General features: G+C 76.4%; 20 protein-coding genes and 1 tRNA gene. 6 read left to right on the top strand and 15 right to left on the bottom strand.

The features are described 5' to 3' along the window. Positions 1-2: 2 nt before the first annotated feature. Positions 3-482 (bottom strand): NUDIX domain-containing protein, encoded by a 480-nt coding sequence (locus tag ACI798_RS17665; RefSeq protein ID WP_456941406.1) that lies wholly within the window; start codon positions 480-482, stop codon positions 3-5. Positions 483-575: 93 nt separating this feature from the next. Between ACI798_RS17665 and ACI798_RS17660 the strand changes: the two genes are divergently transcribed. Further along, a complete protein-coding gene (locus ACI798_RS17660) occupies positions 576-1034 on the top strand; it encodes a MaoC family dehydratase (protein WP_456941407.1) in 459 nt (152 codons plus the stop codon). A gap of 10 nt (positions 1035-1044) precedes the next feature. Beyond that, positions 1045-1614 (top strand): LOG family protein, encoded by a 570-nt coding sequence (locus ACI798_RS17655; RefSeq protein WP_456941408.1) that lies wholly within the window; start codon positions 1045-1047, stop codon positions 1612-1614. 41 nt (positions 1615-1655) lie between these two features. Here the strand turns inward: ACI798_RS17655 and ACI798_RS17650 are convergent, their stop codons facing one another. After that, positions 1656-2216 carry a mycothiol transferase gene (locus ACI798_RS17650; RefSeq protein WP_456941409.1) on the bottom strand — a complete coding sequence of 187 codons (561 nt, stop codon included), beginning with the start codon at positions 2214-2216 and terminating at the stop codon, positions 1656-1658. 81 nt (positions 2217-2297) lie between these two features. Here ACI798_RS17650 and ACI798_RS17645 point away from each other — a divergent pair, with 81 nt between their 5' ends. Then, entirely contained in the window at positions 2298-3407 is a 1110-nt protein-coding gene (locus tag ACI798_RS17645; protein WP_457048540.1) for an NAD(P)/FAD-dependent oxidoreductase, read from the top strand. Between the two features lie 26 nt (positions 3408-3433). Here the strand turns inward: ACI798_RS17645 and ACI798_RS17640 are convergent, their stop codons facing one another. The 4 genes from ACI798_RS17640 to ACI798_RS17625 form a co-directional block, all read right to left on the bottom strand. Beyond that, the gene (locus ACI798_RS17640) at positions 3434-4474 is read right to left on the bottom strand and encodes a GGDEF domain-containing protein (protein WP_456941411.1); all 1041 of its coding nucleotides are present in this window, start codon (positions 4472-4474) and stop codon (positions 3434-3436) included. A gap of 104 nt (positions 4475-4578) precedes the next feature. After that, entirely contained in the window at positions 4579-7137 is a 2559-nt protein-coding gene (locus ACI798_RS17635; RefSeq protein WP_457048539.1) for a putative bifunctional diguanylate cyclase/phosphodiesterase, read from the bottom strand. Between the two features lie 89 nt (positions 7138-7226). Beyond that, a tRNA-Ser gene (locus ACI798_RS17630) sits at positions 7227-7313 on the bottom strand. A gap of 60 nt (positions 7314-7373) precedes the next feature. Continuing rightward, complete coding sequence (locus ACI798_RS17625; RefSeq protein WP_457048538.1) at positions 7374-7892, bottom strand: hypothetical protein; 519 nt, start codon at positions 7890-7892, stop codon at positions 7374-7376. 272 nt (positions 7893-8164) lie between these two features. Between ACI798_RS17625 and ACI798_RS17620 the strand changes: the two genes are divergently transcribed. After that, positions 8165-9952, top strand: coding sequence for a helicase-related protein (locus ACI798_RS17620; RefSeq protein ID WP_457048537.1), 1788 nt, complete (start codon positions 8165-8167; stop codon positions 9950-9952). 72 nt (positions 9953-10024) lie between these two features. Here ACI798_RS17620 and ACI798_RS17615 read toward each other — a convergent pair whose 3' ends face one another. From ACI798_RS17615 to ACI798_RS17585, 7 genes are all read right to left on the bottom strand, one after another. Next, complete coding sequence (locus ACI798_RS17615) at positions 10025-10777, bottom strand: MIP/aquaporin family protein (protein ID WP_456941415.1); 753 nt, start codon at positions 10775-10777, stop codon at positions 10025-10027. A 99-nt stretch (positions 10778-10876) separates the two neighbouring features. Beyond that, the gene (locus tag ACI798_RS17610) at positions 10877-11944 is read right to left on the bottom strand and encodes an ABC transporter ATP-binding protein (RefSeq protein ID WP_457048536.1); all 1068 of its coding nucleotides are present in this window, start codon (positions 11942-11944) and stop codon (positions 10877-10879) included. Next, positions 11941-12960 (bottom strand): ABC transporter ATP-binding protein, encoded by a 1020-nt coding sequence (locus tag ACI798_RS17605; RefSeq protein WP_457048535.1) that lies wholly within the window; start codon positions 12958-12960, stop codon positions 11941-11943. The genes ACI798_RS17610 and ACI798_RS17605 overlap by 4 nt, the downstream gene beginning before the upstream one ends. Further along, positions 12957-13895, bottom strand: a complete 939-nt coding sequence (locus tag ACI798_RS17600) for an ABC transporter permease (protein ID WP_457048534.1) — start codon at positions 13893-13895, stop codon at positions 12957-12959. The genes ACI798_RS17605 and ACI798_RS17600 overlap by 4 nt, the downstream gene beginning before the upstream one ends. Further along, positions 13892-14824 carry an ABC transporter permease gene (locus tag ACI798_RS17595; RefSeq protein ID WP_457048560.1) on the bottom strand — a complete coding sequence of 311 codons (933 nt, stop codon included), beginning with the start codon at positions 14822-14824 and terminating at the stop codon, positions 13892-13894. Before ACI798_RS17595 ends, ACI798_RS17600 begins: the two co-directional genes overlap by 4 nt. Before the next feature lie 8 nt (positions 14825-14832). Next, positions 14833-16362, bottom strand: coding sequence for an ABC transporter substrate-binding protein (locus ACI798_RS17590; RefSeq protein WP_457048533.1), 1530 nt, complete (start codon positions 16360-16362; stop codon positions 14833-14835). 83 nt (positions 16363-16445) lie between these two features. Further along, complete coding sequence (locus ACI798_RS17585; protein ID WP_457048532.1) at positions 16446-18233, bottom strand: glycoside hydrolase family 2 protein; 1788 nt, start codon at positions 18231-18233, stop codon at positions 16446-16448. A gap of 123 nt (positions 18234-18356) precedes the next feature. Here ACI798_RS17585 and nagA point away from each other — a divergent pair, with 123 nt between their 5' ends. Continuing rightward, positions 18357-19481 (top strand): N-acetylglucosamine-6-phosphate deacetylase, encoded by a 1125-nt coding sequence (gene nagA / locus ACI798_RS17580; protein ID WP_456941421.1) that lies wholly within the window; start codon positions 18357-18359, stop codon positions 19479-19481. Here nagA and ACI798_RS17575 read toward each other — a convergent pair. Beyond that, positions 19444-20259: a glucosamine-6-phosphate deaminase gene (locus ACI798_RS17575; protein WP_456941422.1), complete on the bottom strand. Its 816-nt coding sequence runs from the start codon at positions 20257-20259 to the stop codon at positions 19444-19446. The genes nagA and ACI798_RS17575 overlap by 38 nt on opposite strands. Before the next feature lie 123 nt (positions 20260-20382). Between ACI798_RS17575 and ACI798_RS17570 the strand changes: the two genes are divergently transcribed. After that, complete coding sequence (locus ACI798_RS17570; RefSeq protein ID WP_457048531.1) at positions 20383-21564, top strand: hydroxymethylglutaryl-CoA reductase; 1182 nt, start codon at positions 20383-20385, stop codon at positions 21562-21564. 21 nt (positions 21565-21585) lie between these two features. Here ACI798_RS17570 and ACI798_RS17565 read toward each other — a convergent pair whose 3' ends face one another. Next, entirely contained in the window at positions 21586-22800 is a 1215-nt protein-coding gene (locus tag ACI798_RS17565; protein ID WP_456941424.1) for an acyl-CoA dehydrogenase family protein, read from the bottom strand. Positions 22801-22987: the final 187 nt, after the last annotated feature.

Raw genomic sequence — 22987 nt, 5'->3', positions numbered from 1 at the left:
GCTCAGGCGGCGAGCAGCGGCCGCAGCCGGTCCAGCGAGGCGGCGAGCCCCGGGTGCAGCGTGACCTGGTGCAGCGCGGCCAGCGCCACCCACGCGACGCCGGTGCTCTCGCCGTCCAGCCGCAGCCGGGACGGGTCGAGGTCGCCGACCGGGCGGGCCAGGACGGTCGTGTAGGCCCAGCCGCCGTGGTCGTCGACCGAGCGGGCGCCGAGCACGAGGTCCGCGGCGGCCAGCCCGAGCTCCTCCTCGACCTCCCGCAGGGCGCCCTGCTCGGGCGTCTCGTCCAGGTGCAGCGCCCCGCCCGGCGTCCCCCACGTCCCGCCGTGGTGCGACCACAGGGCGCGGTGCTGCAGCAGCAGCTCGGGGCCGTCGCCGCCGTCGCGGTGCACCAGCAGGCCGGCCGCGCCGGCCCGCCCCCAGTGCCGGTGCCCCAGGGAGCAGGTGGTCCAGCCGTCGGTGGGGGTCAGACGGAGGGTCGGCACGCCGACCAGTGAACCGCAGCCGGGCCGCGGGCCGGTGGACCGCTTTGGCAGGATCCGGCAGGACGACCGGCGACGACGACGGAGGCACCCCGCATGGCGACCACGACGACGATGGCCGAGGTCTCGGGCCTCATCGGCGAGGAGCTGGGCACCAGCGACTGGTTCGAGGTCACCCAGGACCGGGTCGACACCTTCGCCGACGCCACCGGCGACCACCAGTGGATCCACGTCGACGTCGAGCGGGCGAAGGCCGAGAGCCCCTTCGGCGGGCCGATCGCGCACGGCTACCTCACGCTGTCCCTGCTCGTGCCGCTGTTCGCGCAGGTCTTCGTGGTCAGCGACACCGCCATGGGCGTCAACTACGGCCTGGACAAGGTGCGCTTCCCCTCGCCGGTGCCGGTCGGCTCCCGCGTGCGGCTCACCGCGACGCTGAAGGACGTCGAGCAGGTCGCCGGCGGGCTGCAGCTGACCTTCGCCGCCGTCGTCGAGCGCGAGGGCAGCGAGAAGCCGGCCTGCATCGCCGAGCCGGTCTACCGCTACTACGGCGGCTAGCCACCAGCGCATGCGGATCGCCGTCTTCACCGGCAGCCGGCCCGGGCCGGAGGCGCACCGGAAGGCCGCCGCGGACCTGGCCACGGGCCTGGCCGAGGCCGGCGTCGGGATCGTCTACGGGGGCGGGCACGTCGGGCTGATGGGCGTCGTCGCCGACGCCGCCCTGGCCGCCGGCGGCGAGGTGGTCGGGGTGATCCCGCAGCACCTGGTCGACGACGAGCTGGCCCACCCCGGCCTGCCGCGGCTGGAGGTCGTGACCTCCATGCACGAGCGCAAGGCGCGGATGGCCGAGCTCTCCGACGCCTTCGTCGCCCTGCCCGGGGCCGCCGGCACGCTCGAGGAGCTGTTCGAGGCCTGGACCTGGGGGATGCTCGGCCTGCACGCCAAGCCGGTGGTGCTGCTCGACGTCGACGGGTTCTGGGCGCCGCTGCGGGCCCAGCTGGGGCGCATGGCCGACGACGGCTACCTCGAGCGGCGCCGGCTCGACGCCCTCGGCGTGGTGACCGACGCGGCCGGGCTGCTCGCCTTCGTCGAGGGCTACGAGCACCCGCCGCGGAAGTGGGCGCCCACCCCGCCCTAGCCCTGGCCGCCCCAGCCCCGGCCGCCCCAGCCCCGGCCGCCCTAGCCCCGGGCGCGGTCCCAGCTCGGGCCGGTGATGCCCTGCGCCTCGGCCTCCAGCTGCCAGGCGCCCTTGCCGTCGATCGACTCGCGGATGACGTCGGCGTGGCCGGCGTGCCGGGCCTGCTCCTCGATCTGGTGCAGGAGCAGCCAGCGGACGCTGAACACGGTGCCGTCGGGCAGCCAGCGCGCGACGCCGTCGGGGACCTCGACCACCCGGTCCAGGTCGCGCTCGGCGCGCACGACCTCCTCGGTCTCGCGCGCAACCTCCGCCTGCCGGTGCAGCAGGACCTCCACGGTCTCGCCGGGTGCGACGGTGAACCCGGCCATCCACTCGGCCTGCGGATCGCCCTCCACCGCGTGCGGACGGCGCCCGACCCGCCCGGCGAGGTTCGCCCGCTCACCCTGGGTCACGTGCTTGAGCAGCGCGGACAGCGACAGCTCGCTGGCGCTCGGGGTGGCGCGCGCCTCCTCCTCGGTGAGCCCGTACAGGGCGTTGCGCAGCGCGGTGCGCTGGTTCGCCAGCAGGCGCAGCAGCAGGTCGTGCTCGGCGGGTGCGGTCACGCGGGCCATCCTGCGCCGGGATCGCGCGGCGGGACAGGGCCCGGCTGGCCGCCGGCGGCAGCGCTGCCTAGCGTCGCCCCCGTGGAGCGCTGGGACGTCGTCGTGGTCGGGGGCGGCCCGGCGGGCGCGGCGGCGGCGCTGGCCGCGCGGCGCGACGGCGCCTCGGTGCTCGTCCTCGACCGGGCCGACTTCCCGCGCGACAAGGTCTGCGGCGACGGCATCGCTCCCGAGGCGCTGGACGTGCTCGCCGGGCTGGGCGCCGACGCCGCCGCGCTGACCGCCGGGTACGCGCCGGCACCGCGGCTGTCCCTGCGCTCGCCCGGCGGGGCGGCGGTGGAGCGGGCCACGCCCCGGCCGTCGTCGGTGGTGCCGCGCGCGGTGTTCGACGCCCGCCTGCTCGGCACGGCGCTCGACGCGGGCGCGGGGTTCCGGCGGCACGCCGTCCGCCGGGTCACGCCGGGACCGGACGGCGTCGACGTCGACGGGGTGCTCACCGCGGGGGTGCTGGTCGGGGCCGACGGCGCGGAGTCCGTCGTCCGGCGGGCGCTGGGCCTGCCGCGCAACGCCGACGACCGGATGGCGGTGGCGCTGCGCGGCTACGCGCCCGAGCTGCCGGGCCGGGCCGGCACGCAGGTGCTGGTGACCACCGAGCAGCGCTGGCCGGCCTACGCGTGGTCGTTCCCGCTCGGCGACGGGCGGGCCAACGTCGGCTACGGCGAGCTGGTCTCCGGCGGGGCCACCCGGGCGGCGCTGGTGGAGGGGCTGCAGCGGCTGCTGCCCGGGGTCGAGCCGGAGGGGCTGCGGGCGCACCGGCTGCCGCTGTCCACCGGCCGGCCGCGGCAGCCCGACGGGCGGGTGCTGCTGGCCGGCGACGCGGCGTCGCTGGTCAACCCGATGACCGGCGAGGGGATCTTCTACGCGGTGCTGTCCGGGGCGCTGGCCGGCGCGGCCGCGTCGGCGGGGGCGGCCGCGGGCGCGGTGCACCGGCGGGCGCTGCGGCGCCGGCTGGGCGCGCACCACCGGTCGGCGTCGGTGGCGTCGTGGGTCAGCCGCTGGCCGCGGGTGATGGACGCGGCGTTCCGTGCGGCGGCGGCCGACCAGCGGGTGTTCGACGACGTCGTGGCGCTCGGGCTGGCCGACGGCCGGCTCACCGCCCGCACCCTGGCGGCCGCGGCCCGGCACCTGCGCTGAGGAGCCCTCCTAGCGCTGTCGGTTCCTCAGGCCGGGGCGACCTCGACGCGGCCGCGGCCGGCGCGCTTGGCGCGGTAGAGGGCCCGGTCGGCGGCGGCGTAGAACTCGCGCATCCCGACCGCGGCGCCGCGGGCGTGCGCCACCCCGACGCTCACCGACATCGCCAGCAGGCTGCCGTCGGGGAGCGTGAGCGGCGTGGACAGCACCGTCCCGAGCACCGACTCGGCGCGGGCGACGGCGACCTCGGACGTGCACCCGGGCAGCAGGACGGCGAGCTCGTCGCCGCCGAGCCGGGACAGGACGGCGTCACCGGCGCGGATCTGGCGCCGGATGATCCCGGCCAGGTGGACCAGCGCGTCGTCGCCGACGGGGTGGCCGTGCTCGTCGTTGATCTGCTTGAACGAGTCGACGTCGAGCAGCAGCAGGGCGGTGCCGTCGGCGCCGGCGGGGCCGGTGAGCGCGACGGCGAGCGCGTCGTCGAACACCCGGCGGTTGACCAGGCCGGTGAGGGTGTCCACGGTGGCCTGCTGCTCGAGCGCCTCGACCAGCCGCTCCTGCACCGCGCCGGCCCGTTCCAGCATCACCGCGACCACGGCGAGCACGGTGCCGAGGAGGAGGGCGTCGCTGACCGCGTTCTCGACCGGCACCAGGTGCAGCAGCACGGTGGCGTTCGCCGCCACGGCCAGCGCCGTGACCACCGTGACGGCCGCCCGCCGGAGGTGGGCGGCCGCCCACAGCACCGGGAAGGCGAGGAAGGCCTGGGCGCCGGCCGACGGGTCCTCGGTCACGAGGTTCAGCCCGGCGACCAGCAGGACCCCGGTCACCCCGAGGAGGGGGAACACGCCCCGGCGGTCGAGCCGCTCGGGCGCGAGACGGCGGCACGCGACGGCGCTCGCGACGAGGAGGGCGACGACGACCCAGCACGCCGCCAGGGTCAGCGGCGAGGCGGCGTTCGCACCGAAGCCGTTGACCGCGGCGAGGGCGCCCGCGGAGATGCCCAGCACGAGGACCAGCGAGCGGGCGGCGGCACGCGGCTGCCGGGCTCTCAGTCCCCGGGGGATGGCCACACCCCCTCTTCGGCACCCGGGGTCCCCCGGATGAGCCGAGCCACCCGCAGGGGTGAGGACTCCCCCCGGCGTGTCCCCGGGACGCGCCGCGCACCCCCGCAGGGTCAGTCACGCCGGCGCGCCTCGCCGGCCGCCGTCCGCACCGCCGCGCGGAGCCGGTCCGCCAGGCCGGGCGGGCAGCAGTCGGGGTCGACGAGGACGTCGTCGGCGCCGGCGACCAGCAGCCGCGCCCGGGTGGCCCGGTCGGCGTCGTCGCAGAGCACGAGGACGGCGGTCCCCGGCGCGGCGCCCAGCCGTGCCACCCGGTCGACGGCGTCCTCCCCCCGGCCGGTCACGAGCAGGACCGCGTCGGCCTCCGGCGCCGCCACCCCCGGCACGGTGACGGCGAGGCCGTCGCGCAGCAGGACGCCGCGCAACGTCCGGCTGCGGGCGTCCCCGGGCGCGACGAGCAGCACGACCGGTTCCCGCCCCGGCCCCGCGGACCGGTCCCCCGCGGTCTCGAGGGCGGCGCCGGCGGCGGCGACCGCGCCGGCCAGGTCCTCGGGCGGCACCGGGCGGGCGAGGTGGTGGCCCTGCAGGTGGTCCACGCCGAGCTCGACCAGCCGGGTCGCCTGCACGCGGGTCTCCACGCCCTCGGCGGTGACCTCCAGCCCCAGGCAGTGCGCGAGCGTGACCAGGGCGGTGAGGACCGGCTGGTCGTCGGCGCCGTCGCCGATCTGCTGCACGAACGACCGGTCGATCTTGATCCCGTCGACGGGCAGGGCCTGCAGCCGGCCCAGGGAGGAGTAGCCGGTCCCGAAGTCGTCGATGGCCACCCGGATGCCCGCGGCCCGCAGCTCGTCGAGCTGACCGACCACCCGGGGCGCGGCCTCGAGGAACACCGTCTCGGTCACCTCGAGCAGCACCTGCCCGGGGCGCACGCCGGTGCCGGCGAGGATGCCGAGGACCGCCGTCGCGAAGTCCGGCTCGCGCAGCTGCACCGGCGAGACGTTGACCGACACCGACCGGCGCGGGTCCGCGGACAGCCAGCCGGACAGCCCGGAGCACGCGGTGCGCAGCACCTGCTGACCGAGCTCGCGCACCAGCCCGCTGCGCTCGGCGACCGGCAGGAAGTCGGCCGGCAGCGCCAGGCCGCCGGGGCGCGGCCAGCGCACCAGCGCCTCGACCCGGGTGGCCGCGCGGGTGCGGACGTCGACCAGCGGCTGCAGGTGCACGACGAACCCGTCGTCCTCGAGCGCCTGCCGGAGGCCGCTCTCGACGTCCGCGCGGGCGAGGACCGCCGTCGACATGGTCGGGTCGAAGACCGCGTGCCGGCCCTTGCCCGCCTGCTTGGCGGCGTACATCGCGATGTCGGCCTGCTGCAGCAGCACCTCGGCGGGCACGTGCTCACCCCCGGCGCTGCGGGCCAGGCCGATGCTGCCGCTGGGCACCACCTGGCGGTCGCCGAACCGGACCGGGGCGTCGAGGGCGGCGCCGATGCGCCGGGCGACCTGCTCGCCGTGGTCGGCCTCGGCCAGGACGACGGCGAACTCGTCCCCGCCGAGGCGTGCGACCGTGTCCTCGGGACGGACGCACCGGGTGAGCCGGTCGGCGACCTCGACCAGCAGCCGGTCGCCGACCTGGTGGCCCAGCACGTCGTTGACGTCCTTGAAGTCGTCGAGGTCGACCAGCAGCACGCTCACCCCGGCGGGCGAGCGCGCCTCGAGGGCGTGGGCCAGCCGGTCGGCGAACAGCGCCCGGTTGGCCAGCCCGGTGAGCGGGTCGGTGAACGCCAGCCGGCGCAGCTGCTCGGCCTGCCCGGCCAGCTCCGCGGCGGCCCGGGCGGCCGCCAGCTCGGCCGCCTTGCGCTCGGTGACGTCGGTGGCGGTGCCGTGGACGCGCACCTCCGCGCCGCTCCCGTCCCGCTCGACGGCGGCGCGGCAGGCCACCCAGCCGGTGCTGCCGTCGGCGCGCAGCACCCGGTGCTCGAGGCCGTACTCCTCGCGGCCGGCGCGGACGTCGGCGAGCAGCTGCACCAGCTCGGCCCGGTCGTCGGGGTGCACCCGCGCCAGGTAGCCCCCGACGGTGGGCACCAGCGCGTCCGGCGGCACGCCGAAGATGCGGTACATCTCGTCGGACCAGGTGACCGTGTCGGTGACGACGTCCCAGTCCCACCGGCCCAGCCGCGCCACCCGCTGCGCCTCCAGCAGCCGCCGCTCGCTCTCCTGCAGGCGCGCCTCGATCGCCACCCGCTCCGTGACGTCCTGCGCCGTGCCGACCAGGAGCACGGCGTTCCCCGCCTCGTCCCGGGTGACCGACCCGCGGGCACGCACCCAGATGAGCGCGCCGTCGCCGCAGACCACCCGGTGGTCGAAGTCGAACACCCCGCCCGCACCCAGCGCGGAGAGGATGGCCTGCTCGGCGCGGCCCCGGTCGTCGGGGTGGACCATCTGCATGCAGATCTCGAAGGTCGGCGTCACCACGGCGGGGTCGAGCCGGTAGACGGCGAACAGCTCGTCGCTGAAGGTCACCGCGCCGGTGCGGACGTCCCACTCCCAGCTGCCCATCGCGGCCAGCCGCTGCGCCTCGGCGAGCCAGCGCCGGCTGCGGGCCAGCGCGAGGACCGGGTCCTCGGGTGCGGGGTCCCCGGGCGCGGGGTCCTCCGCCGCGGCGACTCTGCTCATGCCACTCCCCGGACCGGTCCGACTCGGATCTCCGTGCGGGGGGCACGTTAGGGGACGGGAGGGGTGCGCAGCCCCGATCAGCGCACGAGCGGAGGGCGTGGGATTCGAACCCACGATGGGTTTGACCCCATAGCGGTTTTCAAGACCGCCGCCATCGGCCACTAGGCGAGCCCTCCCGGCAGGTCGAGGCTAACCCGGCCTCCCGGGAGGACCCACCCGGCCGCGCCGCCGGGGCGTCAGCAGCGGGGCTGCGGGTCGACGAGCACCGGTGCCGGGGTCGCCGCCTCCGGCACGAGGTAAGTGATCGTGAAGACGGCGGGTTCGTCGCCGTCGTTGGCCAGGGTGTGCACCCCCGACGGGTGGGCGAACGCGGTGCCGGCCGGGTAGGTCTCCTCCGTGCAGCCGTTCCCGGCGTGGTGTGGGGGCTCGACCATCCGCAGCGTGCCGCTCACGACGACGGCCACGGACGGTCCGAGGTGCGTGTGGAAGCCGGTGGACGTGTGCGGCGGCAGGGTGGCCCGGACCACGGCGACGTCGGTCGGCTCGGTGACGGCGAGGGTGATCCCGGCCTCGCTGTCGACGAGGCGGAACTCGCCCGCCGACCCGCGGGCCAGCAGCTCCGAGGTCACCGCCGAGGGACTGGCCGGCGGGATCCCCCCGTCCGGGTCGAGGACGGCGGCGGTGTCGGGATCCGCCACGGCCGCGCCCGCCGCCAGCACCGGCGCGAGCAGCGCGCCGAGCCCGATCGCCGCCACCCTCGTCCTCCTCGCGACCGTCCGTGACATCTCGGCCTCCCTGGTGCGCTCGGCTCCCGCCTGCCCGCGGGAGGCCGACGCTAGGGCGGTGCGGGGCAGGGCGGATGAGAGCCGGATGAGACTCCGGTGAGGCGACGGCGGGCATGATCCGGGACCGGCCGGTGTTGTCCCTCCGACCCGGTCCGCGACCCCGTCGCGTCGACCCGCCCCGCACGCCGATCCGAGGACACCTCCTGCCCGAGACCGCTCCCCCGCCGTCCACCCGCCGCCGGGTGCGGCGCCCCGCCGACGGGCGCCCTCCACTCCCGACGACCGCCGACCGCGCGGCCGAGCGCGATGCCCAGCGTGAGGCCCGGCGTGAGGCCGTCCGCGCCGAGCGGCGCGCCCAGCAGCTGTGGGTCGAGGGCGCCGCACCCGAGCTGCCCGTCCGCGCGACCCCGCCGCAGCGGGTCGTCTTCCACCTCGGCCCGACCAACTCGGGCAAGACGTACGAGTCGCTGCAGGCGCTAGCCGCCACCGGCTCCGGCGTCTACGCCGCGCCGCTGCGCCAGCTCGCCCACGAGGCCTACGCCAAGCTCGCCGCCGGCCTGCCCGAGGGCGCCGTCGGCCTGTCCACCGGCGAGGAGGAGATCCACCCGCAGGCGGACATCCTCTGCTGCACGGTGGAGAAGGCGCCGATGCGCGGCGAGCTGCTCGTCCTCGACGAGTCGCACTGGATCGCCGACGCCGACCGCGGGCACCACTGGGCCCGGCTGCTGCTCACCGGCGAGTACCGCGAGATGCACCTGGTCTCGGCGGCCGAGGCGCACCCGCAGCTGGCGCCGCTGGTGTCCGACGCCGGCGAGGTCGAGGTGGTCCACCACCGGCGGCTGTCCCGGCTCGACGTCCTGCGCGCGCCGGTGCGCACCCCGCGCGTGCGCTCGCAGACCCTCGTCGTCGCCTTCTCCCGCAAGACCGTCTACGCCGTCGCCGCCGAGCTCGACCGGCACCGGCCGGGGAAGGTGGGCGTCCTCTACGGCGCGCTGCCGCCGGCCACCCGCCGCGAGGTCATCGAGCGGTTCACCACCGGCGAGCTCGACGTCCTCGTCACCACCGACGTCATCGGCCACGGCATCAACGTCCCGGCCACCACCGTGCTGTTCGCCGAGACGACGAAGTTCGACGGCACCGAGCTGCGGCCGCTGCGCAGCTGGGAGGCCGCCCAGATCGCCGGGCGGGCCGGCCGCTACGGCCTGACCGGGCACGGGACGGTCGGCGTCCTGGCCGGCGTGCCCGGACTCCGGGCGTCGGCGGCGCTCGTGGCCGTCGGCGCCGAGGTGGCCCGCGGCGAGCGGGTCAGCGACCTGCCGGCCCGCGGGGCGCGGCTGCGCCCGGAGCTCGAGGACCTCGGCGCCGTCGAGGCGGCCGACCTGCCCGAGGCCCTGGTCCGCTGGGAGTCCTGGGCCCGCACGGCCACAAGCGACCGGGCGATGACCCCGGACGACGTCGGCGAGCTGGTGCTGCGGGTGCGGGCGCTGCTGCCGCTGCTGCGCGGGCCGCTCGGCGCGGTCGGCGACCTGCGCACCGTCTGGCGCCTGGTGCAGCTGCCGATCGACTACGAGCCGCCGCGGCGCACCCGCTGGCTGGTGCTCGCCCGCGCCGCGCTGCGGCACGCCGCGGGCCTGCCGGTGCGGCCGGAGCTGGTGCTGCCCGACGTCCCGGTCGGCGGGAGCGTCGAGGAGTTCGAGCAGGCCGCCGCGGCCGCCCGCGACGCCCAGGCGCTGCTGCGGCAGTTCCCCGGCGTCGCGGACCTGGACGCCGACGACGCCGCCTGGGTCGAGGAGGAGTGCGCCGAGGCGATCAGCGAGCTGCTGCCCGACGCGATCGCGGTGAGCCGGTCCAGCGCCTGCGTCGAGTGCGGCACCGCGATCGCCCCGTGGTTCTCCACCTGCCGCCCGTGCAGCGCACCGCGCGGCCGCGGCCGCGACGGGCACCCTCGCCCCGGCGGCCGGGACGGGCGGCGGGCTCCCCGCTCGGGCTCCCGGCAGGGCCGGCGCCCCACCCGCACCGGCCGCGGCTGACGAACACGCGCCGGGCGCCCCCTCCGCCGTCCGGAGGGGGCGCCTGGCGCGTTCTCGCCCGGGGGCGGGGCGTCAGGCCTCCGGCGGCTCGGCGGGGGCGAGCAGCCGGTCGTAGACGACTGCCGCCAGGACGCCGCCGACGAGCGGAGCCAGCAGGTAGATCCACAGCGCCGAGAGCTCCCCGGCCAGCAGGTCCGGGCCGAAGGCGCGCGCCGGGTTGACCGCCCCGCCGGTGAGCGGCCCCGCGACGAAGACGCCCGCGGCCAGCGCGAACCCGACGGCCACCGGCGCGATCGCGGCCTGGGCGCGCTCGTCGGTGGCGACGGACACCACGACGAGGACCAGGACGAAGGTCACCAGCGCCTCGACGAGGAAGCCCCGGCCGGCCGAGACGCCCGGCTGCAGCGTCGTCGCGCCGAGCAGCCCCTCGTCCCGGCCCGCCTGCCCGTAGGCCGCCCACGTGGCCGCCGCGCCGACGACCGCGCCGACGAGCTGGGCGAGGACGTAGGCGCCGGCGGCGGGCCAGGGGAAGCGCCGGGTCACGGCCAGCCCCAGCGTCACCGCCGGGTTGAGGTGGCAGCCCGACACGTGGCCCAGGGCCGCGGCGAGCGCGGTGAGCACCAGGCCGAAGGCCAGCACCACGGCCAGCAGGTCGTAGACCGGGTTGCCGGTGGCGGGCGTGGCCACCGCGGTGCTGGTCCCGACGAACACGAGGACTGCCGTCCCGACCAGCTCGGTGAGGGCGGTGCGCCCCACCCTGTCGTCGATCCTGCTCCCGTACAGGCCGGTGGCCGCGGCCCTCCGGCCGGTGCTGCTCGCTGCCATCGTCGGATCCCCGGTCGATCGGCACGGCCCGCGTGGCTGCGGTCGTCCGCCCGTGCCCTCATCCCGCACGGGCGAAACGGCCGACCGGGGGGCCGCAGGTCAGGTCGCCGGGTCGCCCGCGGTGACCGGCTCGTCGGGCCGCTCCCGCTCCACCGGCTCCCCGACGACGCCGTGCAGGTGGCAGGCGGCGACGTGCCCCGGCGCGGAGCCGACCGGCTGCAGCGCCGGGTCGACGTCGGGGCAGGGCTCGAAGACGTCGGGGCAGCGGGTGCGGAACCGGCAGCCGCTGGGCACCCGGGCCGGCGAGGGGACGTCGCCGCGCAGCACGATCCGCTGCCGCGACCGCTCCAGCGCCGGGTGCGGCACCGGCACCGCCGACAGCAGCGCCCGCGTGTAGGGCATCTGCGGCTCGGCGGCGACGGCGGCCGCGGGCCCCACCTCGACCACCCGGCCCAGGTACATCACCGCGATCCGGTCGGACACGTGCCGCACCGCCGACAGGTCGTGCGAGACGAACAGCAGCGTGAGGCCGAGCTGCCGCTGCAGCCGGCGCAGCAGGTTCAGCACCTGCGCCTGCACGCTGACGTCGAGGGAGGCGATCGCCTCGTCGCAGACCAGGAAGTCCGGCTCGCCGGCCAGCGCGCGGGCGATGCCGACCCGCTGCCGCTGGCCGCCGGAGAACTCGTGCGGGTAGCGGGCGGCCACCGCCGGGTCCAGGCCGACCAGCTCCAGCAGCTCGCGCACCCGCGCGGCCCGCGCCTGCCGCCCCGGGTGCAGGCCGTGCACCTCCAGCGGCTCGGCCACCGTCTGCGCCACCGTGCGCCGCGGGTCGAGGGAGGCGAACGGGTCCTGGAACACCATCCCGGCCCGCCGCCGCAGCTCGCGCAGCTCCCGCCTGCCCATGGCCGTGACGTCCGTGCCGTCGAAGGTGACCGTGCCACCGGTGGGCTGGACCAGCCGCAGCAGCGCGTTGCCCAGCGTGGACTTCCCGCACCCGGACTCCCCCACCAGGCCCAGCGTCTCGCCGCGGTACACGTCGAGGTCCACGCCGTCGACGGCGCGCAGCACGCCGGTGGTGCGGCGCACCAGCCCGCCCGAGCGGACGGGGAAGTGCACCTCCAGGCCCCGGGCGGAGACCAGGACCTCCTGCTCCGTCGTCGAGGTCACGACGCCTCCTCCTCCGCGCACCACGTGGCCGCCCGGTGCGGCAGGCCGTCGCGCCCGGACCCGACGACGGCCAGCGGCGGCTGCTCGGTCTCGCAGCGCGCGTCGCCGCGCACCGGGCAGCGCGGCCAGAACACGCAGCCGGCGGGCAGGTCGGTGGGCGGGGGCGGCGTCCCGGGGATGGTGGCCAGGTCGCCACCGCCGCCGGCGGCGAGGTCGGGCAGCGCGCCGAGCAGGCCGCGGGTGTAGGGGTGCACCGGCCGCTCGAGGACGTCGTCGACCGTGCCGTCCTCCACGCAGCGCCCGCCGTACATGACCAGCACCCGGTCGGCGATGCCGGCGACGACGCCGAGGTCGTGGGTGATCCAGATGACGCCGGTGCCGTGGTCGGCCTGCAGCCGCTCGACCAGGTCGAGGATCTGCGCCTGCACGGTGACGTCGAGCGCCGTCGTCGCCTCGTCGGCGATGAGCAGCGACGGCGAGTTGGCCAGCGCGATCGCGATGACCACCCGCTGCCGCATGCCGCCGGACAGCTCGTGCGGGAAGCGGTCCACCGCGCGGCCGGGGTCGGGCAGCCCCACCTCGGCGAGCAGCTCCACCGCGCGCGCCCGGGCCTCGGCCTTGGACACCGCCCCGTGCGCGCGGATGCCCTCGGCGAGCTGCCGGCCCACGGTGAGCACCGGGTTGAGCGAGGTCATCGGGTCCTGGAAGACCATGCCGACGCCGGGCCCGCGGACCTGCCGCAGCCGGTCGGGGGACATGGTGAGCAGGTCTTCCCCCCGCAGCAGCGCCCGGCCGGTCACCGTCGCCGTCCGCGCCGGCAGCAGACCCACCAGCGCGAGCACCGACACGCTCTTGCCGCTGCCCGACTCCCCCACGACGGCGACCGTCTCGCCCGGCCCGACGGTGTAGCTCAGGCCGTTGACCACGTGCGCCGTCCCGCGCGGGGTGCGCAGGTCCACCCGCAGGTCCTGCACCTCCAGGACCGGTTCCGCGGCGGTCTCGGGCAGCGCGCTCACCGGCCGCCTCCGGCCATGAGGGTGCGCTGCCGGGGGTCGAGGACGTCCCGCAGCCCGTCGCCGAGCAGGTTGAAGCACAGCACCGTGATCACGATCGCCAGGCCCGGGAAGACCGTGTACCACCAGGCCTGCTCGATGAAGCCGCGGCCGTCGGCGAGCATCAGCCCCCACGACGGGTTGGGCCGGCGCGGGCCCAGGCCGAGGAAGGACAGCGCCGCCTCGGCCAGCACCGCGAAGGCCAGGCTGATCGAGGTCTGCACGATGATCGGCGGTGCGGCGTTGGGCAGCACGTGCCGGGTGACCAGCCGCCAGTCCGAGGCGCCGACCGAGCGCGAGGCCCGCACGTACACCTCCTCGCGCACGCCGAGCACGCTGGCGCGGGTGACCCGGGCGAAGATCGGCACGTAGACGATGCCGATCGCGAGGATGGCGTTGGCCGGCCCGGCGCCGCGGATGGCCACGATGGCGATGGCCAGCAGCACCGCCGGGAAGGCGAACAGCACGTCCATCAGCCGCATCAGCGCGTCGTCGACCCACCGGCCGTAGAAGCCGGCGAGCAGGCCGATCAGCGTGCCGACGACCAGGGCGAACGCGACGGAGAGGAAGCCGACCCGCAGCGACGTCGCCGCGCCCAGGATGACCCGGCTGAGGATGTCCCGGCCGAACTCGTCGGTGCCGAACGGGTGGTCCCAGCTCGGCGGCTGCAACTGGAGCGAGGGGTCCTGCTCGTTGGGGCCGTCGGGGGCGAGCGTCTCGTCGAAGACCGCCATCAGCACGATCAGGAGCAGGACCACCGCCGAGACCGCAGCGGTCGGGTTGCGGGCGAGCAGGCCGAGCGTCTCCCGCCAGCGGGGGCGCGGCGGGGCCGCCGTCGGCAGGGGCTCGGCGGGCGGGGGGACGGCCGGGGTGGCGCCCGGCGTCGGCAGCTGCGTCATCGGCGGGTGATCCTCGGGTCGATGCGGCTGTAGAGCAGGTCCACCAGCAGGTTGATGACCAGGAAGACCAGGGCGAACAGCAGGACGGCGCCCTGCAGCACCGGGAAGTCGCGGTCGCGCACCGCCTGGTAGGCCAGCTGCCCCAGCCCCGGCCACGAGAAGACGATCTCCACGACGACGACGCCGGACAGCAGGTAGGCCAGCTGCACGCCGGTGACCGTGACCAGCGGCAGGAGGGCGTTGCGCAGCACGTGCCAGGTCAGCACCTGGCGGGTCGCGACGCCCTTGGCCTGCGCCGTCCGCACGTGGTCGGAGCCCAGGGCCTCGAGCGTGCTCGACCGGACGAACCTCGTGATCACCGAGCCCGAGACGACGCCGGTGGCGATCGCGGGCAGCACCAGCCGCTGCGCCCAGCCCAGCGGGTCCTCGGTCAGCGGGACGTAGCCGCCCGAGGGCAGCCAGCCGAGCGTCCCGGCGAAGACCAGGATCAGCATGATCGACAGCCAGAAGTCGGGCACCGAGATGCCGAACTGGCTGACGACGGTGGCCAGCCGGTCGACGAACGACCGCGGGTGCAGCGCCGAGAGCATCCCGAGCGGCAGCGCGATGACCAGCGCGACCAGCAGCGACGCGAAGGCCAGCGTCAGCGTCGCCGGCAGCCGCTCGGCGATCAGCGAGGTGACCGTCTCGCCGCTGCGGAAGCTCACCCCCAGGTCACCGGTGACCGCCCGCCCGGCCCAGGTGAGGTACTGCTGGACCAGGGGGAGGTCCAGCCCGCTGCGCTCCCGCAGGGCGTCGTAGGTCTCCTGGGAGTACCTCGTGCCGAGGGCCAGGCGGATCGGGTCGCCCCGCACGAGGTGGATCAGGGAGAAGACCAGGACGCTCACACCGGCCAGGACGACGATCGCCTGGCCGGCCCGCCGGAGCAGGTAGCCGCTCAGGGCAGCTCCACGTTCTCGAACTCGATCGCCGAGTCCGCCCGCACCTGGTAGCCGGTCAGCCCCGGCACCCAGGCCTGCACCTCGTCGGGGTTGTAGAGGTACAGATAGCTGACGTCGTCGACGATGATCCGCGCGGCCTCGTCGTAGAGGCCCTTGCGGGTGGCCTGGTCCGGCTCGGTGGCGGCGCGGGTCAGCAGGTCGTCCACCTGCGGGTTGCTGTAGCCCTGGTAGTTGCTGCCGCCGGTGGACAGGTGCTGGTTCTCGTAGAAGTCGGCCGGGTCGATGTTGCCGATCCACTCGAGCATGAAGGCGTCGAAGTCGCCCTGGGACTGCCGGTCCAGCCAGGTGGCGAAGTCCTCCTCCTGGATCTCCACCTGGATGCCGATCGGCTCGAGCTCGCTGGCGATCACCTGGGCGGCGGCCACCGTCTCGGGGTACTCGTCGGTGACCATCAGGCCCATCGTCAGCGGCGTCTGCACGCCGGCCTGCGCCAGCAGCTCCCGGGCGGCGTCGTCGTCCGGGGTGAACGGCGCGTAGTCCAGGTACCAGGGGCTGCCCTGCGGGATCGCCGTCTGGTTGGGCTGCGCGGTGCCGAAGCGGGCGGCCTGGGTGATCTCGTCGCGGTCCAGCGCGGTCGCGATGGCCCGGCGCACGTCCCGGTTGTCGAACGGCGGGACGGCGTAGTTCATCGACAGGTAGAAGTACTCGACGCTGGTGACCGAGCCGAGCTCGACCGCCTCGTCGTCCTCGAGGTCCGCCACGTTCTGCGGCGGGACGTTGTCGGTCCACTGGACCTCGCCGTTGCGCAGCGCGGTCAGCGCGGAGCTGGGCTCGGAGATGTAGCGGAACTCGACGCCGTCGATGCCCGGCGCCCCGCCCCAGTAGTCGTCGAAGGTGGTGAGGGTGGTGGCGTTGGCGTCGGAGCCCTCCAGCCGGAACGGGCCGGTGCCGTTGGCCTCGCTCTGCAGGTCGAACTCCTCGGCGGCGTTCTCCGAGACGATCGCCATGCCCTTGAACGACCCGATCAGCTCGAGCAGGTTCGGCGTCGGCCGGGTCAGGGTGAGGACGACGGTCCGCGGGTCGGGCCCCTGCACGTCGGCGACCGTGGCGAAGCGGTAGGCGTTGGACAGGTCCTCGTCGATGATCCGCCGGTAGCTGTAGACGACGTCGGCGGAGTCGAACTCGCTGCCGTCGTGGAAGGTCGCGCCCTCGCGGAGGGTGAACGTCCAGGTCAGCCCGTCGGGGCTGGTCGTCCACGACTCGGCCAGGCTCGGCTGCATGGTGAGGTCCTCGGCGCTGGGGACGACGAGGGTGTCGTACACGTTCTCCAGCACCTGGAAGCTCGCGTAGGCGTTGGTGACGTGCGGGTCGAACTGGTCGGGCTCGGCGCTGACCGCGGCGACCAGCACGTCGTCGCCTCCTCCGCCGCCCCCTCCTCCCCCGGTGTCGACGCTCTCCCCGCCGCCGCAGGCGGAGAGGACGAGGGCCGCCGCCGCGGCCAGGGGCAGGAGCCGGTTCGTGCGCACGGGGACCTCCGGGGGGCTCGGTGACGTCTCCGTCCCCGACCCTGGCCCTCTCTCTCCGTCCCCGCAGTTCGAGACGGTGATCGTCACGTTCCCTCGACCCGGCCGTCACACGTCGCGCCGGTGGTGGCCCGGCGGATCGCCTCGACGTCGCACTTGGGCACCCGGTCGGCGGTCAGCAGCCCGTTGACCTCCTGGTAGGTGTCGGTGAGCTGGGTCCAGCAGGCGCCGGCCAGGGCGGTGCTGGCGTGCACGGCGGCCCACTGGTCGCGGTAGCGGGCGAGCAGGTCCTCCGGGGAGCGGGCGTCGGCGTAGCCCCACGGCCGGGTGTGGTCGGGGTCGGAGCGCCCCGCGTTCAGCGCGATCCCGCCGAACTCGGACAGGACGACGGCGCGGCCGGCGACGCCCGCGCGGTCGAGGTCGGTCAGCCGGCCGTCGGGACGCCGTCCCGTCGCCAGGCGCTCGAGGTCGGCGGCGGTGGCGTAACGGGCGGCGAGCACCGCCGGGTCCTGCTCGTAGTCGTGGACGCCGAGGACGCTCCCGCCGAGGGCCTCCCAGCCGTCGTTCGCCGAGACGGGGCGGGTGCCGTCGAGCGCGTCGGCGGTGGCGGCCAGGGCCGTGACCAGGCCGCGCTGGGCCCGGTCGGCGGCCGCCTCCTGCACGCCCCACGACTCGTTGAGCGGCACCCAGGCGACCACGCTCGGGTGCCCGCGGTGGGCGACCACCACGTCGGCCCACTCGCGCAGCAGCCGGGCGGCCGAGGTGGGCCCGGGGCGGTAGGCGGCGGGCATCTCGGCCCACACGAGCAGGCCCATGCGGTCGGCGAGCGCGAGGTACCGCGGGTCCTCGGTCTTCTGGTGCTTGCGGGCGCCGGTGAAGCCCAGCGCCCGGGTGAGCTCCAGGTCGCGGCGCAGCGCGGCGACGTCGGGCGGGGTGGCGCCGGTGTGCGGCCAGTAGCCCTGGTCGAGCACCAGGCGCAGCGGCACGGGACGGCCGTTGACCAGCAGGCGCCCGTCGTCGACCTCGACCGAGCGCAGCGCGGTGTAGCTCGCGACCTCGTCGAGCACCTCGCCGTCGTCGCGGACCAGCGCGATCTCGGCGTCGATCAGCACCGGGTCCGGGCCGGGCTCCCAGGTCAGGTGCCAGCGGTCGTCGGTGCCGCCGTCGCCGACCCGCAGCGTCCGCTCGACGACCGCGCCGTGGACCCGGACCGCGTCGTCGGCCAGCAGCCGCTCCCCGGCCCACAGGCGCAGGTGCAGCCGGGCGCGGGTGACGGGGACCGACAGCTCCACCCGGACGTCGACGCGCAGCGTGCGCGGGTCGCCGCGCCAGACGACGTCGGTGACGTGCTCCCGCGCCACGGACTCCAGCCACGGCGTGCGCCAGATGCCGGTGGTGCGCGGGTAGAAGATCTCGTGCGGCTCGTCGCGCCAGTCCTGCTTGCCGCGCGGCGCCTCGAGGTCGCGGGGGTCGTCGTCGGCCCGGACGAGGAGGTCGGCGCCGTCGCCGAGGGAGTCGGTGACGTCGACCCGGAAGGGCGTGTAGCCGCCCTCGTGCCGCGTGACGTGCGCGCCGCCGACCCAGACGTCGCACACGCGGTCCACTGCCCCGAGGTTCAGCACCGTGCGGCGGTCGCCCTGCCGGCCGGGCAGCGGGCGGCGGTACCAGGCGCGGGGCAGCGGGCCGGTCCACCCGATGCCGCTGGCCGGGGTCTCCGGGGCGTACGGGACGCGGATCGTGCGCTCGAAGCGGACGGTGCCGGGCGTGGCGGCGAGGTCCGGGTCCGCCGCGAACTGCCAGTCCCCGTCGAGCGAGCGCCAGGGCCGGCGCAGCAGGGGGCGGGGGTGGGCGGTCGGGTCGTCGGCGACGGGCACGCCCCCACCTCACCGGACCGGGGCGGCCCCCGCACGGCACGGCCACCGCCGGGTGCCGACGCCGGCGCCGCTCGCGCAGGCCGCGGACGCCGTCGGCCGCACCGTGTGGAGGAGGATCCCGGTGTGCTGCTGACCGGCGCGCGGCTGCGCGACGCCGGCGGGGTGACCGACGGCGGCTGGGTGCTCCTCGACGGCGACACCATCGCCGCCACCGGCACCGGCCCGCCGCCGGACTCCGGCGAGACCGTCGACCTGGCCGGCGCGGAGCTCACCCCGGGCTTCGTCGACCTGCACGCGCACGGCGGCGGAGGCGCGGCGTTCGACGACGGCCCCGACGCGATCCGCACCGCGCTGGCCGTGCACCGCGCCGCGGGCACCACGCGCTCGGTGCTCAGCCTGGTGGCCGCGCCGCTGGACCGGCTGGAGACGTCCCTGGCGGCCATCGCCGAGGTGGCCGCCGCGGACCCCACCGTGCTCGGCGCCCACCTCGAGGGCCCGTTCCTCGCGCCCGCCCGCTGCGGCGCGCACGACCCCCGCCACCTGCGCGCGCCCACCGCGGACGCCGTCGACCGGCTGCTCACCGCGGCGCGCGGCACGCTGCGCCAGGTCACCGTCGCCCCCGAACTGCCCGGCGCGCTGGAGGCGGTCCGCGACCTCACCGCCGCCGGCGTCGTCGTCGCGGTCGGGCACACCGACGCCGACGCCGCGCTCGCCGCGGCCGCGTTCGACGCCGGCGCCCGGCTGCTCACCCACGCGCTCAACGCCATGCCGGGCCTGCACCACCGCGAGCCCGGCCCGGTCGGCGCCGCGCTGGCCGACCCGCGGGTCACCCTGGAGCTCGTCCTCGACGGCGTGCACGTGCACCCCGTCGTCGCGCGGCTGCTGGTGGCCGGCGCGCCCGGCCGGGTCGCGCTGGTCACCGACGCGATGGCCGCCGCCGGCGCCGGCGACGGCGACCACCGGCTGGCCGGGCAGGCGGTCACCGTGCGCGGCGGCCGGGCGGTGCTCGCCGGCACCGGCACCCTCGCCGGGTCGACGCTCACCCAGGACGCCGCGCTGCGCACCGCCCTCGCCGCGGGCGTCGACCCGGTCGCCGCGGTCACCGCGCTCACCGCCACCCCGGCGCGGGTCCTCGGCCTCGGCGACCGGCTGGGCCGGCTGGCCCCTGGCGCCGCCGCGGACCTCGTCGCCCTGGATGCGGACCGGTCCGTCACGGCCGTCTGGGTGGCCGGCCGCCGGATCCGCTAGGGCCACTGCCAGGGCGGCTCTGCCGCGTGGGCGTGCCGTGGTGGTCGAGCCGGGTCAGCCGCGCGGCGGCCGCCTCGTCGACGACGACGGTCGCCCGCCGGTGCAGTTGCAGCGCCGAGGCCGGGCAGTCGGCGGCCGGCGGCCCCTCGACGGCGGCCGCGACCGCTTCCGCCTTGGCGCCGCCCTGCGCGACCAGCAGCAGCCGCCGCGCCTCGAGGATCGTGCCGAGCCCCTGGGTGAGTCCGTGGAGCGGCACCTCGTCGGGCGAGGCGAAGAAGCGGGCGTTGTCCGCGCGGGTGCGCGGCGCGAGGGTCGTCAGCCGGGTGCGTGAGGCGAACGACGACGCCGGCTCGTTGAAACCGATGTGCCCGTTGGCGCCGATCCCGAGCAGTTGGACGTCCACGCCGCCGGCCGCGGCGATCGCCCGCTCGTACTCCTCCGCCGCCGCATCCAGGTCGGCCGCGCCGCCGTCGGGGACGTGCACCCGCGCCGGGTCCAGGCCCAGCGGGCCGGTGACGTCGCGGGCGATCACCGCCGCGTAGCGCTGCGGGTGCCCGGCCGGCAGCCCCACGTACTCGTCGAGCGCGAACCCGCTGACGCCGGAGAGGTCCAGCTCCCCGGCGGCGACCCGGCGGGCGAGCTCGGCGTAGACGCCGACCGGCGAGGACCCGGTGGCCAGGCCCAGCACGGCGGCGGGCCGGCGCCGGACGACGTCGGCGACCACGTCGGCGGCGACCCGGGCGACGTCGTCCGGCCCGGGCAGGACGACCACCTCCACCCGACCACTGTCCCACCGCGCCCACGGGCCCGACGGGAGCGCCGGCCGACCACTCCGCCTCGCGTCCGGCCGTGATCCGGATCACACTGGGGGCCGAATCCGCATCCGAGTCCGAGGTGCCCGATGACCGACAGCGACCACCGCACCCGCATCCCCCGTGACCGCGAGCACGACTACACCCGCGAGATGGCCGACAAGCGCCAGGCCTTCGTCGCCGAGCGCACCGGCGTCGGCCTCGACCACGTCCGCCAGTACTCCTTCGACCCCGCCGTCCTGCCCGGCAACGTCGAGAACTTCACCGGCGTCGCCCAGGTGCCCATCGGGCTGGCCGGCCCGCTGACCCTGCGCGGCGAGCACGCGCAGGGCGACTTCTTCGTCCCGCTGGCCACGACCGAGGGCACGCTGGTGGCCAGCTACAACCGCGGGATGCGCGTGCTCGGCGAGAGCGGCGGCATCCGCACCACCGTCGTCGACGACCACATGCAGCGGGCCCCGGCGTTCATCCTCGACGACGCCCTGCAGGCCCGGGAGTTCGGCCGCTGGGTGGACGAGCACCTCGACGAGATCCGCGCCGCCGCCGAGGCCACCACCCGCTCGGGCCGGCTGACCTACATCGGCCAGCACCAGATCGGGCCGCTGCGGTACCTGCGGGTCAACTACACGACCGGCGACGCCGCGGGGCAGAACATGACCGGCAAGGCGACGCTGGCCGCCTGCGAGTGGATCCGGGAGAACCACCCCGACCACCCGCGCTTCGTGCTGTCCGGGGCGATCGACACCGACAAGAAGCACTCGCAGATCAACATGCTGATGACGCGGGGCAAGCGCGTCGTCGCCGAGGCCACCATCCCCCGGGAGGTGCTGCGGCGGCTGACCGGCGTCGACACGCGGGACCTGTTCGAGTACCGGCAGATCGGCATGGTCGGGTCGTTCATGTCCGGGGCGGCCTACAACGGCGCGCACGCGGCGAACGGGCTGACCGCGCTGTTCATCGCCACCGGGCAGGACGTGGCCAACGTCAGCGAGTCGCACTCCGGGGTCACCTACACCCAGCTGCTGGAGAACGGCGACTACTACTGGTCGACCACGCTGACGTCGCTGATCGTGGCCACCTACGGCGGCGGGACCGGGCTGCCCACCCAGCGCGAGTGCCTGGAGCTGCTGGGCTGCTACGGCTCCGGGAAGGTGCAGAAGTTCGCCGAGATCTGCGCCGGCGTGGTGCTGGCCGGCGACGTCTCGCTGACCTCGGCGATCCTCGCCGGCGACTGGGTCACCAGCCACGACGCGCTGGGCCGCAACCGCTGACCCGGCTCGGCGGACCCCGGCTCAGCGGATCTGGACGCCGGAGATCGTCCGGGCGATGACCAGCCGCTGGATCTCCGAGGTGCCCTCGAAGATCGTGTAGATCTTCGCGTCGCGGGCCATGCGCTCGACGGGGTAGTCGCGCGTGTAGCCGTTGCCACCCAGGACCTGCATGGCCTGCTCGGTCACCCGCACCGCCGTCTCGCCCGCGACCAGCTTGCTCATCGAGCCCTCGGCGGAGGTGAACGGCTGGCCGGTGCGCGCCATCCACGCGGCCCGCCAGACCAGCAGCCGGGCGGCGTCGATGGACGTCTTCATGTCGGCGAGCACGAAGGCGATCGCCTGGTTCTCGATGATCGGCCGGCCGAACTGCACCCGCTGCCTCGCGTAGTCCAGTGCGTACTCGTAGGCCGCCCGCGCCACCCCGACCGCCTGGGCGCCGACGCCGGGCCGGGTGCGCTCGAAGGTGGCCATCGACGGCTGGGTGCGGCCGCTGCGCAGGCCCTCCCGCGCCCGGGCCAGCCGCTCCTCGAGCCGCTCGCGGCCGCCGAGCAGGCAGTCGCCGGGGACCCGGCACCCGTCGAGGACGACCTCGGCGGTGTGCGAGGCACGGATGCCGTGCTTGAGGAACTTCTGCCCCTGGGAGAGCCCCTTCGTCCCCGGCGGGACGACGAAGCTGGCGTGGCCGCGCGCCTTGAGCTCCGGGTCGACGACGGCCGTGACGACGTGGACGTCGGCGATGCCGCCGTTGGTGGCCCAGGTCTTGGTGCCGGTGAGCACCCACTCGTCGGTCGCCTCGTCGTAGACCGCCCGGGTGCGCATCGCCCCGACGTCGGAGCCGGCGTCGGGCTCCGACGAGCAGAACGCGGCGACCTTCGGCTCGGCCTCGGTGCCGAACATGGCGGGGATCCACTGCCCGACCTGCTCGTCGGTGCCGTTGGCGCGCACGGACGCGGCCGCCAGCGTGGTGCCGACGATCGCCAGCCCGATCCCGGCGTCCCCCCAGAAGAGCTCCTCCATGGTGAGCGGGATGCCGAGGCCGGACTCGTCGAACCACTGGGTGGCGAAGAAGTCGATCGAGTAGATCCCGGTCTTCGCCGCCTCCTGGAGGACCTCCCACGGGAAGGCCTCGCGCTCGTCGTACTCGGCGGCCGCGGGACGGATGACGTCCGCCGCGAACCCGTGCAGCCACTGCTGCAGCTCGACCTGGTCCTCGGTCAGCGCGAACGACACGGCCACGGTGCGTCTCCTCCGGTCAGAGCGGGCGGACGGTGCCCACGAGGTGGTCGGACCCGCTCCGGGGGGGGGGGGGGGGGGGGGGGGGGGGGGGGGGGGGGGGGGGGGGGGGGGGGGGGGGGGGGGGGGGGGGGGGGGGGGGGCGGGGGGGGGGGGGGGGGGGGGGGGGGGGGGGGGGGGGGGGGGGGGG

The sequence above is a fragment of the Geodermatophilus sp. SYSU D01045 genome (assembly GCF_054050295.1).
This window is presented reverse-complemented; position numbering and strand designations above follow the sequence as displayed.